This is a genomic window from Pseudoalteromonas luteoviolacea H33-S (genome assembly GCF_001625695.1).
Classification (GTDB): domain Bacteria; phylum Pseudomonadota; class Gammaproteobacteria; order Enterobacterales; family Alteromonadaceae; genus Pseudoalteromonas; species Pseudoalteromonas luteoviolacea_B.
Genome location: NZ_AUXY01000104.1, coordinates 54,336 through 70,179 on the forward strand (window position 1 = coordinate 54,336; position 15,844 = coordinate 70,179).

Below are 15,844 nucleotides of genomic sequence, written 5' to 3' on the forward strand. Positions count from 1 at the left end.
TTAACCACACTCACTACTTTAAAAGATCTCGTTGAAAAAGGTTTATGACCACAAACGCAGTGAGAACACTCTCTTTACGCAAGGTGATTACGTGCAAAGGGTTTATGACTGCGAGCGCAGCGAAGACATTCTCTTTGCGCAAGGTGAATTCGTGCAAAATACATCTGGCGGAGCAAGATTACTTTTGCGCAAGGTGAAATGAGCCATTTTAACCGCAGCCTAGCTGCGGCTTTCCACAACCCCAAAACCACATCAAATAATTTGTAGCTATGCCCAACACAGAACGCTTAACCCGCTTGGTGCGTTTTAGTCGCTGATTTTCACATACTCTGTACCAAACCAAGTCAAGCTCTTCACTTGTTTTGAGTTGTTATCAAACTTAATATTAATCGGCCTTATCTTGCTAAATGGACTGCTTCGCTCTGCAAATAAGTTCATAGATATAGGCTGAATAGTAAACTCATAATCGTATAACTGCCCGGTTAAAACACCGTGTGAAGACATGGATATGGCCAATTTACTGTACTTGTCTTGACCTTGATAATTGCCAACGAGCTTAACCAACTCAGCTTTGGTAGGCTGGTAATCATCTACACCTGACTGCTTTACTAACGCATTAATCCCATCAGCTTGTCTTTGCTGCCTTCTATCTAACAGCCACTGTACTCGCTCAGGGTAATCACCTTGGCGCTGTTCAGCCATCTCATCAGCTTTTTCATGTGCTGTTAAATACTGAAAAAACTGCACCATGGTTTTTCTACTCAGCCAACCTGTCATGTTATCCGAATTAGAAAAAACACCGATCCCCACACCTAAATCAGGCGAAAAGGCCATCACTGTGCGTGCACCTGTATAGCCACCACCATGGGTATACACGGTATGACCATCAATATCACACACAGTCCAACCTAATGCATATCCATGACAGGGAAGCTCGTAAGGGTTTCTTGCTTTGGGGTCAAGCTGAGCAACTGATGTATGAGCTAACTTCATCATGTCACTACTAAATCCTGATTTACGCGCAAGTTCTCGGTTTAACTGTAACTGCAACCACTTCCCCATATCTCGGGGTGATGCCACTAAGCCACCTGCAGATTGCATTTTTCCATCGGTTTTTGGCGGCACGATATGCCAACCTTTCTCCTCGCCTTGCCAGATATGATTCCAAGATAAGTGCTTCATTGAAAAGTCAGATGTGCGGGCCGAAGTGTTTACCATTGCCATGGGTGTAAAGATTTCATCCTGCAACCAATCTTGCCATGCTTTACCTGTTACCTTGTGTAAAATGGCCCCATAAATGTTATAGCCTAGATTGGTGTAGTCGAAACCTTCATCACGCTTAACGCTGTGTTTAGCTAATAATGCAGGATAGTCTTTATGATCGACCTCCGTCATATAAGCTTCTAGTGTTGTAATACGGTCTGCCTCGACGGGAAACTGATGCGTAAGCAAATCACTCAGCGTCCAATGATTAGGGTCAACGCCTTCAGGTAGTTTTATATGCGGCCAGTGCTTAGCAATTGTATCATTAAGTTTGAGTATGCCCTGTTTATCTAACTTCGCTGCAAGTAGCCCCATGTAAGCTTTAGTTTGAGAGGCAATATATATGGGTGTATCCAGCGTCAGTGGCAGCTGAGTATCGATATTACGAATGCCCTGCACATGATTTAAAAGCACCTCATTTTTAGTCACAGCAACAACGGCATAGCCTGGTTCTAAACTTGGCACATCCTCGATAAATTGTTTTAATTTTTCTGCTGCCTGCTGCGGTGTCACCGCATAGCTTAGCTGACTCACACCGATTAAAGAGAGAAATAAAATCGCCTGCGCTTTTTTGCCCATCACTAACTCCTAACTGTAAAAAATAAGCAATAGCATAGCCGCACGCCCAACTATTTTATTGTATGGATTTAACCTGCAATGAATTGCTTGAGTTGGCGCGGTGTAAAGCCAATTTCTTGCTTAAACAATCGTGTTAAATGGCTTTGATCGCTAAACCCGCTGTCGTTTGCCACCTCTACTAGCATTTTGTTTTTTGAGAGTAGCTGCATCGCGCGAGAGACCTTGCAACGCTGTTGATATAAGCTGGGCGTACAGCCAAAGTGCTTATGAAAACTTCGCGAGAAATATACAGGATGAACACCAAGTTCTACTGCCAGTTGCGTTAAATTAAGATTATCGGGAGAGCATTCAATGGACTGCTTTGCTTTTAATAGCCAAGCTACTTTTTGCCGCTCAGTTGTGACGGTACTACCTTGTCTAATGGCGAGTAAATCCCACAAAAACTGCTGTTGGAATGAATCGTTATTTATCATTACCCCTTTGACTGATTGCTTGATCATTTGCAGTAAAGGTTTGCTTGTGAGTGGTTGCCAGTGCCAATCTAGCGCAACACCCTCAGCATATTCATCAAAAGCTTGTTTGCTAAAGTTTAATGCAAATATCAGAGTGCCCTGTTTACCATATTGATTTGCATGGCCAAATTCAGCCGGCTTGGTGCAAAGACTAGGTGTGTACACTTGCTGCTGCACGCCGCTGCTAGACTCAGCCAAAGCGCCTGACAGCACGATAGACAACTGATGTCCCTCATGTTCATGCATCGCCATCGTGCTATTCGCAGGGTAGTAATTTAAACACGCATTTAGCCCAGACGAGACATCTACCCGCCTTTGCCTTATATCACTCATTATTGTTTTTATTAGTGTATATATGATTGCCCTAGCCTAATCAAAAACACACCGAGCGACAACCTCAACTAGACCAAAAAGCTAACAATCAATTAATTTTCATACGCTTGACTCTCTTTCCGCCAATAGCACTTTGCTCTTGAACAGGCTGAAAGTTAATAAATGCAAGGTCGAGTTACCCAGCCCTCTTTGATTATTTTTTCAAACAAACCTTTCCCTTTGTTTTACATACCTTTACCAACATAAAACAAACAAAAAAAACACAAAAATAAAACATTTTCAAACCCCGCTTGTTATTTTAATTTTTTTTGTTCGTTCTTTTATATGTGCAAAAAATAATTTTATAACTAGTTATAAATACATTTTAATTTCAAGGAAATAACCTTTTAAATTAAAAATAACTTTATTTGAATTAATATAAAACACAAAGAAGGATACAACATGAAAAGAAATATTTTAACTTCAATCATTTCAAGCGCCGTTCTATTTAGTAGCGTTGCAAGCGCAGATATCTCTATTAATAACACTCAAACTAATTCAATCTATGATGGTTTGATTACTAATAGTATTGAAATCAGTAATAACGTGTACCCTGAAATAGTAATGTTTGGATTTAATGGCTATATTTGTACAGGTACATTCGTTGATTCAAAAACTATTCTTACGGCAGGCCACTGTGCTGCCTCATCAGAATATAATCCAAATAACATAGAAGTATTAACTGGGGAAGCTAAAGGTCAAAGCCCTTCAAATGTCTATGTGCACCCTAATTATGATGATTCAAATTGGCATGGCACTTATCAATACGATCTAGCTGTTCTGAAGTTTGACTCGCCAGTTTCTTCAAGCTACAGAGCATTAGCACCGCAATCAGCCAGAGCAGTAGCACAACAAAGAGCTGCAATCATTGGCTTTGGGAATAATAACCAAGTAACGAAAACAGGTGCAGGCGTAAAGCGCCTTGGTATTGCTACCGTGAGCTATGTTGATGGCGCAATGATATATGCTTACGGACATGATGGTAACAGTGGCTCAAATCAAGATTGGACAAGAGGTACATCCTTAACGGGTGGTGGTGACTCTGGTGGTCCTATTTTTGCTGCTCAGGGAATTTTAGGCGTAACCAGTGGTGGCTCTGTCGGTAGTGCATTTTGGGTCGATATTCATTCTAACGCCTCAAAAGCATTCTTAAATCAATATATCCAATAACAAACAGCCCCCAAATGGGGGCTTTTTAATTATACCAATATAAAATATAGGAGGGTTAGTTTTGAAAACGTTAAAACTTATAACCTTTATCTTGCCACTATCTTGTATATTTGATGCAAGTTCCATGACCGACAGGAATTACAAGGATCGCTGGATTAATCCAAAAGGCGACCCTCTTTTAAAACACCAATGGAATTTATTAAATAAAAATTTCTCGCAATATAATAATTCACCTAGCGACTTAAACCTCTGGCAAACACATATATGGGGACATAAAGGAAAGGATATAAAAATTGCAGTCATCGACTCTGGTGTTGACGTTAAACACCCAGAATTAGTTGATAACTTAATTGTTTTTAGTGATATTAATTCGTCGGCTACTAATGACGCCCATGGTACCAAGATGGCAGGAATTATCGCTGCTGCAGAAAATGACATTGGCATTCGTGGCGTAGCGCCACAGAGTCAAATAGTTTCGTTTTCTGGTATTAATGACTTAGACGATTTTATGGTAAGTCATGGTCTGCATGAAAGCTCATACGATGTTCAAGTGTTCAATCAAAGTTATGGTTTAGCCTGGTCACATAGTGTGCCATATACCTTAAGCACGCCTGAGTTAAATTATATCGAAATGCAATCCGTGTTAAAAAAAGTCTCTCTTGAAAACCCAGCAGATAAACGGAGCGCGATATTTGTAAAGTCAGCGGGTAATGGGTATTTACAAAGCAGTGTTTTTTATCTTGATGCGAATGACAATAGAGTCAAAAAATATCCAAAAAACAGTAAACCCATTGACGATAATTATTTTTTACCTTGGCAAAATGCTAATTCAGACCATGAAAATGCCAACTATTGGAATATGGTTGTTGGAGCCGTCAATGCTTTTGGTGAAAGAACGTCTTATTCAACACCTGGCAGCAGTGTATTTATTTCGGCGCCTGGCGGAGATTCATTTAACACAGGTGTTAAAAATCTTTCAACGACTTTTACCTGCGAACACTTGGAAAAACAAGGCCTTCTAGAGCCTAGCATGTTTATCGGTGATCTAAGGAATGCGCCATTTATCTCATGTACTCATAGTAGCCTACTATTAAAGCTACTTGATGTTGAGCAAATTTATATGCAGCGAACTGGCGCAAAAAGCATTGATTTAGGGCTGATCTACACATTACCAGAGTTTAAGTCGATTGAAGCGACATTAACTGCTCAAGAACACCAAGTGATTGAACAGTTGATTTTGATGCAAATAATAAATCCGCAGTTTAGCAGTGTACAAGGTCATGGATCACTGCTGTCATACATCGCTGAACAGTCAGATTTTAGCTATGCAATAGATGGGACTTCTTCAGCTGCTGCTAATGCAACTGGTGCGGTTGCTTTGTTAATGTCGGCAGCGAATATGCAAAATCATCAGTTATCATCTCGTGATATACGCCATTTATTAGCAAATACCGCTACAAGAATAGACCCTAATCAGAGTGCTATTTCGGTTAACGGTATTGTTGGATTAGAAGGTTGGTCTAAAAATGCTGCTGGTCATTGGTATAGCCCTCATTATGGATTTGGGTTAATTGATGTTGATAAGGCTGTGGAACTAATAAGACGATACACCATCGAAAATTTACCCAGTGACTTAGTTGAATCGACTTGGGCCTCTTCGGCCTTGAACCTATCAGAGATTAAAATACCGGATTCTCAACAGACGGTGACGTCGGTCATTACTGTCAATGATGAACTGTTTATTGAAGCGGTGCAGGTTAGGTTAGATATTGCCCACAGCCGTATATCAGATTTGAAAATAGAGCTGGAATCACCCAGTGGGACCCGCAGTATTTTAATGTCGCCCTTTGGTAATTTAAACGGTCAAGCTTTGAGCTCTGTCATTAATGGCATGCCAAGTACGCAGGGCTATGACGATCACTTGATGCTGAGCTACAAGTTCTGGAATGAGAAGGCCAATGCCGAACATGGTCAGTGGAAGTTGCATGTGACGGATATGAGCGCTGCGCATCGCAGTTTTCAATTATCAGGTCGCCATGGCAATGAGGATGTCGTTATGGATAATAATGAGCAAGCAGGCAGCCTAAACAGCTGGTCAATTCGCATCATAGGCCATCAAGAAAAGATCAGTAAAAATAAAAGATTAAATTAACTATCTTAGGTTAACATTAATCAGTAAGAGCACCTTATCAGCACGTTGGCGGTTTGAGTTATTCTACCGCCAACTTTTTGTATATCTACCTGAATTGATGGCTGTAATCATGATGAACAGAGCGAATGATTTTCTATATGCACTGCGCTCTATCCACCAATAAGGCTTTGCCCTAGATTAATAAAAAGTGCACAAAACCCTATTAAACATTGATTTTTATAGATAAATTTTCTATCCATTTTCTATTTAGCTAAAAATAGGTTTTAAATAAGACCCAATTGGCACTGGCATTTAAGATGCTGTAAAACTAAAACAGGGCCTCTTATTTATGAAACTTAAAACACTAACACATGTTATTTCTCTTATGTTGATAACAGGTTGCACAACACAAATAGAACGTATAGAAAACCCTGAACTTACAAAAAATAAAAAAGGCGCTTATACCAACTTATTCCCAAGTCATTTTACCGATAATGGCCCCCACCATATCAATGATGATTTAGATCTCCTTAAGCCTGAAGAAAAAAAGGTGATTGAAAGAGCATTTTTAGATCCAGTCCCTTCGCATAAATACAGTAAGAGTTATGGCTACAACTTCAATGATTTGGTTTATTCAAGTATTGAAATTAGCCCAGATAGAAGAGGTGAATTAACCTGGTTAGGCCATGCCAGCTTTTTAATCCAACAAATGAATAATGACGCCTTAGTTACCGACCCTGTATTTCATGAATTCGATGGCTTTTTAGGTTGGTTAGGACAGCAATTGAGCACCTCATTTGTTCGATTGGGAGAAGCCCCTGTCAACGCTAAAGAGCTGGATTTTGTATCTGGCGTACTGATCTCTCATGACCATTTTGATCACTTAAGTAACACTACGCTTAATGAATTTAGTAAAAATACACAATTATATTTGCCTTTGGACAGTGCCAGCGATATTGACTACGAAAATGGGCCAATAACCGAAATGGACTGGTACACTCATACTCAGCACAATAAAACGCAAGTGCACTTTTTACCAAGTAACCATAACTCCTCTAGAGGGATGTTTGATACCGATCACAGCTTATGGGGCAGCTGGATGCTAGATGATGGGAAATACAAAGTATATTTTGCTGGTGATACCGGTTACAGCGACGTATTCAAAGATATTCGAAAAAAAATGGGCCCAATGGACGTTTGCTTGATGCCAATCGTCGCCTATCATGAAAGTAAAAGACGTGTACACATGTCTCCAGAAGATGCTATAAAAGCTGCCGATGATTTAGGCTGTAAGGTATTTATTCCATGGGGCTATGGCACATGGACTTTAGGGTGTGAACATGTCCATGAACCTCTTAGACGGCTCGCGTTGGCAGCAGAGCAAACGCCACCCAACTTCATTATAAAAACGCTAAAAATGGGGGAAAGCTTTAACTATCACACCCTACTTAACACAGCCAAAAATTAATTAAAAACCGTCATATTTTGATGACTTAGTTAACCGCTAGGTCATCAAAATACCCAACTTCACTCAGCTCAATACGGTGTTTCTCAATCCAAAACTTTGAGGCATGTATTTTGATGTAATTTTGATATTCAATTACTTTAAGTTCATTCATATACGGCTTCATTTGATAAAGTAACAGAGCACTATGTAGGGCGTTATTATGCTCATAGCTTAATCTCGCACTATCAAATGCCTGCTTCGCAGCTTGTATTGCTCCCCTGAAATCTTGCTGTGCACGTAATACCCTCGCTTTTTGATTAAGATTAAAACTACTTTCTGGCTGCGTTTTGAAAAGACCAATAGCCTCTTCCCACCTATTTTGTTCAATATACCAAGACAGTAAATCTTCAATACTGCTTTCATAAATCCACTGATATTTGGCAAGTTTGTTTAGACCAAGCAGTTTTAAAAAATAAGACTCCGCTTCAACCTTACTCGGTGAAAATAACGCCAAGTGATAATGAATAACCGCAAAGTGTGCTTGTTCAATTTCATGCGCGATCAACAGAGATTTGGCAGTATTTAAGTATTGATAACGGTTTACCAAGTCGCCTAGTTTATGAGATAAAATCGACCCCGTCGTTTGCGCTTTAACCTCTGACAATACATCACCACTTTGCCTCGCATGCTCACTCGCATTACTAATATGATGTTGTAGCTGGCTAGTATTATGCTGCGCATAAGCCAACCACGCCAAGGCTAACTCTATATTATGAGCAACCTTTGAATAGGGCGTTTCAGCTAATAATACCAATGCTTGTTTATAGTATCGTTCGGCATGCTGGTAAGCATGTTGCTGATGAAAAATGCCACCTTTAAGATATAAAGCTAATGCAGTATAAGGGGAGTTTTTTTGCAGCTTGGATTCAATAAGCAGCTTTTCAATCAATGCCCTAGCAACATCAAAGTTTTGATGAGTTATTTCTTGCTTTATCAAATGGTAAATAACTGATAAATCATCTGGTTGACGCTCTAAAAGCAACTGTAGTTTTGCAGCCAATAATGCTGAGTTGGGCTCGTTTAGGTATCCCGAACTTTGTACATTACCAATGGTTTTATCAAGCGCATTCGTCATTAACGCTTCATTCTTTGCAAGAATATAACCGTGCCACTCACGTTCTGCACCCAGCAACTTATATTCAACCACCATTTGCTCATCTAATTGCGATACATACCCGGATAGTAATATTGCTGTATTATTGAGCTGGGTCTGCTCTCTAACCTTATCTGAATAGCGAAATACAACATCTGTATCTATGCCATGGTCATCGCTTTGAAAAAGCTTATTACGAGTGAGCAAAGTGTCAATACGATCAACTTGTAACTCATCCAAAGCTTCTGAAAATGAAAAGGGGATAACGTAAACCTGCCCCTTCAATTGTTTATTAGAAAGGGAACCGTTAGAAGACAATCCAAAAAATAAAACAAAAATAATAACTAAGAGCAACGTAATAACAGAATAAAGATAATATGACGATGTATACCATTTATTCATTAACTGAACTGGGGCTTTTTCCTCATTTTTCAGTTCTTTGGGCTCAAATGACAACTGCCACACGTAACCCTTTTTAGAAAATGTTGTTATCGCACCATTTCCAAAAACACGGCGAAGATGGCTAATATTTTGAAAAACAACCTGTTCAGAAACAACCTGCTCGCCCCACACCTCATCGAGGATCCTGTCTTTACTTAGAATTTTGTCTTTATTTTTAATAAATAAAGCTAATAACTTAGCTTCATTACTTTTTAAATCTATCGGCTTATCGTTTTGGTAGAGCGTAAAAGTATCATCATCAAAATAGTACTTTTCAAAATAATAGTGCATAAGTAATCATTATTTTTATCGTATATGACTTATCACAAAGGCAGGAAGTACCCTGTGGACTCCGCATTATCAACAATCGAACAATAAATTACTAGGATAATTATTAAGTTAGTGGTGATTATTAAATGAGTGGTAGAGAAAAGAGCAAGCCTTAAAAACAAGGATCCTGATCTGCGTCAGGATGACAAATTATGAATGCATAACCTATAAAGGGGTCTGGCCCCTTTGCTCACATCTCGTATTGCTTCAAAATCGCGAGCATATCATCTGGAATGGCCGCTTTTTGCCCTGTTTTCATATTAAACATCACCACAGTGGCATATCCCGTTGTACAGACAGCTTGCTGCGATTCACTAAATGCCTCGTAGCGCATAGTGAAACGATCTTCTTTGATGTCGGTAATGTATGAGCCAATATACAGAGTGTCAGGGAAGGTAACGGGTCGTTTGTATTGCGCGTAGGTATCACGCAGAACAGGACTATGACTGGGCTCAGATAAAATAGAGAGCAACCCGGTTTGCTTTAAAAAATCAATTCGCGCGGTTTCGAAATAACGAAAATACGACACGTTATTCACATGCCCCAACGCATCCATTTCACCCCAAACCACATTAATTTTGGTGTTAACCGCAAACTTTTCGAAAAACTCCTGCATGATCTTGCCTCAAATTATGATTATTTAATTCGAGAGTAGCAACTCATCGTACCAGCTACAAGGTGAGTTCGTGCAAAATACACCTTGCGAAGCAAGGTTACTTTTGCGCAAGGTGAAATGAGCCATTTTAACCATACTCACTACTTTAAACAGTCTTATTGCCAAATATTAATGACTGCGAGCGAAGCGAGGACATTCTCTGTACGTAAGGTGAGTTCGTGCAAAATACACCTTGCGAAGCGAGGTTACTTTTGCGCAAGGTGAAATGAGCCATTTTAAACAGTGCTTAACTCCTTCCCCCTTCCCCCCTCCTCACTCTCCCTTCTCCAAATACCTATTTGCATGCCTTAAACTATGTAAATCATCAAAGCGAACGCCATGTTTTTTCATCACTGGGCGTATTTTTTGACTGATCACTTGTCGAATATAAAAGGGCTGATTTGGCACAAAATGATGAATGGTATGTGTGCGACCAAAATCAAAACAAAATAATTGAAACGGTAAAAACCAGCGGCTGGTGATCACATGGGTTTGCTCTAATACATTCGTCACACCACCATAATAATGCATGGAAGAAGTGATCAAATTCAGCGACGCTGAGCGGATCATATTGGGTAATATCAGTACCACCATTAAAAACTCAGCCACCGCCAGTAACTCAGCCCCCCATGCTGGTAAGGTGAATGGCATCACAAATTGCAGTGCATAATAGGCTATCACCCCATACAAAATCCCAAAGTAAGCCGTCGCTAGCGGCGCACCGGCATTAAAGACCCGAAAAAAATTAAAGCCACGAATTTCTTTACTAAAGCGCTTTGAATTAATAAGTAGCCCTAACAGAGCATCGAGAATAACCACCGCCCGTAAAAAAGGCGATTGAATGCCATTGCCCACCAAACGCTCTTCTAAATCCTGAGAAGTACCAGACACTTTATGATGGTGTAGGTGTATCTTCCTGCGATACCAAGGGTTCACCGTATTTGGCCGCATCAGCCACACGCATAACATCATAAAATTATGTACAAACGGGCGCTGGCTAAAATACTGTTTGTGGAGTAAATCATGCTCAAGCTCATGGGCAATGGAGGTGATCAAAGCCACTAAAATTATACACCCCCACGCCGGTATCGCCGCAACATAGTACAGCGCCGCAACGCCAATGAATGCACACAATGACAACAGCAAAATAACCATGGCAATACCGTTTTGCCATTTAAGAATTGAGTAACGCGCCCTAAGTGCTGCCTCTTCGGCTTTTATCGCCGTCACGATTGCATTGATGTTCTGCTTCGCAGTTAATTTTGACATGGATAGCTATGCTAAATGTTTGATATCAGGATGATACATGAAATGAGGGGGAGTGGGATCAAATGACTCTGACCCCTTTGATTTTCGTGTTTTAAACTAAGAGTTACAAACATCTCTTTGAGCTTGCGATTTTCATCTTCAAGCTCTTTCAAACGCTTCACATTGAGGCTTCCACCCCACCATATTTAGAACACCACTTGTAAAATGTACTTTGACCAACGCCATGGTACAGGCACACCCGATTCAGCTTCTTTAATCATGCCGACTAGCCGTGTTTCGGTGTACTAACTTTTTCACACCGTAAAATTTCATTCTTATATTGATAGAAATTGTACTTATGGACTGTTTCAGTTTATGGGGGAGTTACACAAGCAAACAAACTCACAGACAACGTCCCCTTCCCTTCTATCACGCCTGAAAATAAGTAATTGATGAGTAATGCGCTCGCATGGATGCGAGCCAAGCCATGACTTCGCCAAGGATGGCGAATACATGGCGGTTACGTTCACATCAATGGCTTATTTGAAGAAACAGTGTGATAGTTAGGGCGCCGAGGGGTTCCAAGGGGAGGCCGGCGTCAGCCGCCCCTTGGTTGTCGTCGCCAACGCGACAAAATGTTTAGTTGAAAGCTGCTGTCGATATCTTAACTGTTGTTAAACTGATAACCCTAATAAAAATGGATCCTGACCTTCATCAGGATGACGAAGGCGAGATTGCAGCTGAACCTAATACCTTTGCAAAATGGGTCCTGACGTTCGTCAGGATGACGAACGCGAGATTGCAGCTGAACCTAATACCTCTGCAAAATGGCTCCTGACCTTCGTCAGGATGACGAGGGTGAGATCACAGTTAAACCCAATGCCTCTACAAAATGGCTCCTGACCTTCGTCAGGATGGCGAAAATAAGAACCCCAAAAACCGCCCACAAAAAAACCGCCTTAATCTCTCAAGGCGGTTTTCAAATCAAAATCCATGTCAGGATTTCTCCTGACAATCAGATATCAATTACTCTGCATATGTCTCAACAGCTGGACATGAACAGATCAGGTTACGGTCACCGTATACGTCATCGATACGGGTTACTGTTGGCCAGAACTTGTCTTTTGCAACAGCTGGTACTGGGAATGCCGCGTAAAAACGGTCATATGCACGCTCCCACTCGTTTCCTAATACGTCAGCTTGTGTGTGCGGTGCAAATACAAGTGGGTTGTTCTCAACAGACCACTCGCCAGACTCAACCTTTGCAATCTCTTTACGGATTGAGATCATCGCTTCGATAAAGCGGTCGATTTCAACCTTAGACTCAGATTCAGTCGGCTCAATCATTAACGTGCCAGCAACTGGGAATGACATCGTTGGTGCGTGGAAACCGTAGTCCATAAGACGCTTCGCCACGTCCATTTCAGTGATGCCAGATGCATCTTTAAGTGGACGTAAGTCAACGATACACTCGTGCGCAACACGGTCGTTACGGCCGCGATATAGCACTGGGTAGTGGTCCGCAAGTTTTGCCGTTAGGTAGTTCGCATTAACAATCGCAATTTCAGTCGCTTGTTTAAGGCCTTCACTGCCCATCATTGCGATGTATGCCCATGAGATAGGTAAAATCGCCGCTGAGCCGTAAGGTGCAGCAGATACCGCGCCGTTACCTTCTGTTGTGCCAGCAACATTGATAACGCTGTGGTTAGGCATAAATGGTGCAAGGTGCGATTTAACACCGATAGGACCAACACCAGGACCGCCACCACCGTGTGGGATACAGAATGTTTTGTGTAGGTTTAAGTGCGATACGTCAGAGCCGATGAAGCCTGGGCTTGTCACACCTACTTGCGCGTTCATGTTCGCGCCGTCCATGTATACTTGACCACCGTGCTGGTGAACGATGTCACATACTTCACGGATAGTTTCTTCGTATACACCGTGTGTAGACGGGTAAGTAACCATGATACAAGATAGGTTCTCAGACACTTCTTCCGCTTTAGTGCGTAAATCGTTAAGGTCGATGTTACCTTTATCATCACAACCAACAACCACAACTTTCATGCTTGCCATTTGCGCTGACGCTGGGTTAGTACCGTGCGCAGAGCTTGGGATCAAACAGACGTTACGGTGCGCGTCGCCACGTGATTCATGGTATTTACGAATCGCGATAAGACCCGCGTATTCGCCTTGTGCACCTGAGTTTGGCTGTAGTGATACGGCATCGTAGCCTGTGATATCTACAAGCCAGTCGTGCAGCTCAGTCATCATAGTTTGATAACCTTGTGCTTGCTCAAGTGGACAGAATGGGTGAAGCTCAGCGAATTCAGGCCAGGTTACTGGGATCATCTCCGCTGTCGCGTTTAGCTTCATAGTACAAGAGCCCAAAGAGATCATTGAGTGGTTCAATGCTAAATCTTTGTTCTCTAAACGCTTGATGTAACGCAGCATTTCAGTTTCGCTGTGATACTCATTAAAGTTTGGATGGGTTAGGATCTCGTCATCACGTACCAAGCTTGCTGGGATACCTGTGATGTCGTTTGCCGCAACCTCTGCGTCAAGCGCAGCCACATCAAGACCGTGGCCTTCGCCAAGGATGATGTCGAATAATTCTGTGATGTCAGCGCGTGTGGTTGTCTCATTCAGTGCGATTGAGTACTCGCCTGCGTGGTTAATTGCAAAGTTCACTTCGTTTGCAACAGCACGTGCAACGACCGCGTTTTTGTCTGCGTCTTCAGCCACAACCGTGATGGTATCAAACCAAGTGTCGTGCTTCAGTGCAACGCCTTTTGACTTAAGGCCAGTCGCCAAGATGCTTGCAAAGCGGTTGATGCGCTGTGCAATAGTTTTAAGACCTTGAGGACCGTGGTACACCGCGTAGAATGCAGCCATGTTAGCTAGCAATACCTGCGCTGTACAAATGTTTGAGTTCGCTTTTTCACGACGGATGTGCTGCTCACGCGTCTGCATCGCCATACGCAGTGCATCGTTACCTAAACGGTCTTTAGATACACCAATGATACGACCAGGCAGTGAACGCTTGTACTTGTCGCGAGTTGCGAAGAAGGCTGCGTGTGGACCACCGTAACCCATAGGTACACCAAAGCGCTGTGCCGAACCAAGTACCACGTCTGCACCTAGTTTACCCGGTGCTTTCAATAGCATTAAGCTCATGATGTCTGCGGCAACACAGGCAATCGCTTTTTTGTCTTGTACTTGTGCGATTAGGTCAGTGACGTCCACCACTTCACCTGATGTTGACGGGTACTGGAATAGTGCACCGAAGATCTCGTGATTTACCACGTCGCTTGCAGGTGCGACAACTACGTCAAAACCAAACTGTTCAGCACGAGTGCTTACTACGTCAATCGTTTGAGTGTGTACGTCATCTGCAATGAAGAAAGTATTTGCTTTTTTCGCTTTTGCTACACGCTTAGCTAGGGCCATTGCCTCTGCCGCTGCGGTAGACTCATCAAGCAAAGATGCACTTGCCAAGTCTAGGCCCGTGACATCCATTGTTAGAGTTTGGAAGTTAAGAAGAGACTCCAAACGCCCCTGTGCGATCTCTGGCTGGTATGGCGTATACGCGGTGTACCAACCTGGGTTTTCTAACACATTACGTAAAATAACATTAGGTACGTGTGTTGGGTGATAACCTTGGCCAATGTATGATTTAAATACTTTGTTTTGACCAGCTACTGACTTTAGGTAGCTCAGCGTTTCAACTTCTGTACGGCTTTCACCAATCTTAAGACCTGTTTCTAAACGAATAGAGTCAGGTACCGTTTGACCGATCAGCTCTTCAACACTTGATACTCCAAGCTCAGCAAGCATTTCGCTTACTTGTGCGGCATTCGGGCCGATATGGCGACGAATAAAGTCTTGCTTTTGCTCTAACTGTTCAAGAGATTTGGCGTTTGACATTAGTCCAGATTCCTATGATCCAAATAAAATGGGTGTTCCTGCATTGATGCCTAGCAATGTTGCCAGACAAAGGCCTTGGTAACGCAGTCACAAATAATGCTTTGAGAGTAAACCAAACCAAAGCGGTTTGATTTAACAACAAAAGCCCCAAAAAATGGGGCTTTTAGTCATTCAACGAATTAGTCTTCGTCGATTGAATTTGAATAACCTTCAGCGTCAAGTAGGTTTTCAAGCTCAGACTCGTCAGACGCCTTCACTTTGAATAACCAACCGTCACCGTATGGGTCGTTGTTTACAGACTCAGGAGAGTCTTCTAGCTCTTCGTTGATTTCAACGATAGTACCAGTAATTGGTGCGTAGATATCAGAAGCCGCTTTTACAGACTCAGCAACTGCACAGTCTTCGCCAGCATCTACTTCGTCATCCACATCAGGTAGGTCAACAAATACCATGTCGCCTAGAAGTTCTTGTGCATGCTCAGTGATACCTACAGTGAATACACCGTCGCCTTCAGCGCGAACCCATTCGTGTGAAGATGCGTATTTTAACTCGCTAGGAATGTTGCTCATTTTTTGTTCCTTTGGTCGTTTTAATTGGGCAACCGCCCATTATTCTACTC

Annotated in this window: 10 protein-coding genes; 3 read left to right on the forward strand and 7 right to left on the reverse strand. The window is 42.0% G+C overall.

The window, feature by feature from the left end; all coding sequences use genetic code 11:
- Positions 1 to 306 precede the first annotated feature (306 nt).
- Complete coding sequence (locus N477_RS21190; protein ID WP_063362532.1) at positions 307 to 1,842, reverse strand: serine hydrolase domain-containing protein; 1,536 nt, start codon at positions 1,840 to 1,842, stop codon at positions 307 to 309.
- Between the two features lie 68 nt (positions 1,843 to 1,910).
- A complete protein-coding gene (locus N477_RS21195; protein WP_081216500.1) occupies positions 1,911 to 2,687 on the reverse strand; it encodes a helix-turn-helix transcriptional regulator in 777 nt (258 codons plus the stop codon).
- A gap of 441 nt (positions 2,688 to 3,128) precedes the next feature.
- Between N477_RS21195 and N477_RS21200 the strand changes: the two genes are divergently transcribed.
- The 3 genes from N477_RS21200 (at position 3,129) to N477_RS21210 (ending at position 7,495) form a co-directional block, all read left to right on the forward strand.
- On the forward strand, positions 3,129 to 3,896 hold the full coding sequence (locus N477_RS21200) for a S1 family peptidase (protein WP_063362530.1): 768 nt from the start codon (positions 3,129 to 3,131) through the stop codon (positions 3,894 to 3,896).
- A gap of 61 nt (positions 3,897 to 3,957) precedes the next feature.
- Positions 3,958 to 6,048, forward strand: a complete 2,091-nt coding sequence (locus tag N477_RS21205; RefSeq protein WP_063362529.1) for a S8 family serine peptidase — start codon at positions 3,958 to 3,960, stop codon at positions 6,046 to 6,048.
- 328 nt (positions 6,049 to 6,376) lie between these two features.
- Positions 6,377 to 7,495: an MBL fold metallo-hydrolase gene (locus tag N477_RS21210; RefSeq protein ID WP_063379459.1), complete on the forward strand. Its 1,119-nt coding sequence runs from the start codon at positions 6,377 to 6,379 to the stop codon at positions 7,493 to 7,495.
- Between the two features lie 25 nt (positions 7,496 to 7,520).
- On the opposite strand, the gene N477_RS21215 is transcribed toward N477_RS21210, so the two are convergent.
- The 5 genes from N477_RS21215 to gcvH all read right to left on the reverse strand — a co-directional run bounded on the left by N477_RS21215 (position 7,521) and on the right by gcvH (position 15,794).
- On the reverse strand, positions 7,521 to 9,359 hold the full coding sequence (locus tag N477_RS21215) for a winged helix-turn-helix domain-containing protein (RefSeq protein ID WP_063362527.1): 1,839 nt from the start codon (positions 9,357 to 9,359) through the stop codon (positions 7,521 to 7,523).
- Between the two features lie 229 nt (positions 9,360 to 9,588).
- The gene (locus N477_RS21220) at positions 9,589 to 10,014 is read right to left on the reverse strand and encodes an acyl-CoA thioesterase (protein ID WP_063362526.1); all 426 of its coding nucleotides are present in this window, start codon (positions 10,012 to 10,014) and stop codon (positions 9,589 to 9,591) included.
- 312 nt (positions 10,015 to 10,326) lie between these two features.
- Positions 10,327 to 11,322, reverse strand: coding sequence for a fatty acid desaturase (locus tag N477_RS21225; RefSeq protein WP_063362525.1), 996 nt, complete (start codon positions 11,320 to 11,322; stop codon positions 10,327 to 10,329).
- Between the two features lie 1,005 nt (positions 11,323 to 12,327).
- Positions 12,328 to 15,225, reverse strand: coding sequence for an aminomethyl-transferring glycine dehydrogenase (gcvP, locus tag N477_RS21235; protein ID WP_063362523.1), 2,898 nt, complete (start codon positions 15,223 to 15,225; stop codon positions 12,328 to 12,330).
- A gap of 179 nt (positions 15,226 to 15,404) precedes the next feature.
- Positions 15,405 to 15,794: a glycine cleavage system protein GcvH gene (gene gcvH / locus N477_RS21240; protein ID WP_046355903.1), complete on the reverse strand. Its 390-nt coding sequence runs from the start codon at positions 15,792 to 15,794 to the stop codon at positions 15,405 to 15,407.
- Positions 15,795 to 15,844 lie beyond the last annotated feature (50 nt).

Coding starts and splice junctions, on each gene's coding strand:
- N477_RS21190 (WP_063362532.1), bottom strand. CDS start 1,842: ATGGGCAAAAAAGCGCAGGCGATTTTATTTCTCTCTTTAATCGGTGTG.
- N477_RS21195 (WP_081216500.1), bottom strand. CDS start 2,687: ATGAGTGATATAAGGCAAAGGCGGGTAGATGTCTCGTCTGGGCTAAAT.
- N477_RS21200 (WP_063362530.1), top strand. CDS start 3,129: ATGAAAAGAAATATTTTAACTTCAATCATTTCAAGCGCCGTTCTATTT.
- N477_RS21210 (WP_063379459.1), top strand. CDS start 6,377: ATGAAACTTAAAACACTAACACATGTTATTTCTCTTATGTTGATAACA.
- N477_RS21215 (WP_063362527.1), bottom strand. CDS start 9,359: ATGCACTATTATTTTGAAAAGTACTATTTTGATGATGATACTTTTACG.
- N477_RS21220 (WP_063362526.1), bottom strand. CDS start 10,014: ATGCAGGAGTTTTTCGAAAAGTTTGCGGTTAACACCAAAATTAATGTG.
- N477_RS21225 (WP_063362525.1), bottom strand. CDS start 11,322: ATGTCAAAATTAACTGCGAAGCAGAACATCAATGCAATCGTGACGGCG.
- gcvP (WP_063362523.1), bottom strand. CDS start 15,225: ATGTCAAACGCCAAATCTCTTGAACAGTTAGAGCAAAAGCAAGACTTT.
- gcvH (WP_046355903.1), bottom strand. CDS start 15,794: ATGAGCAACATTCCTAGCGAGTTAAAATACGCATCTTCACACGAATGG.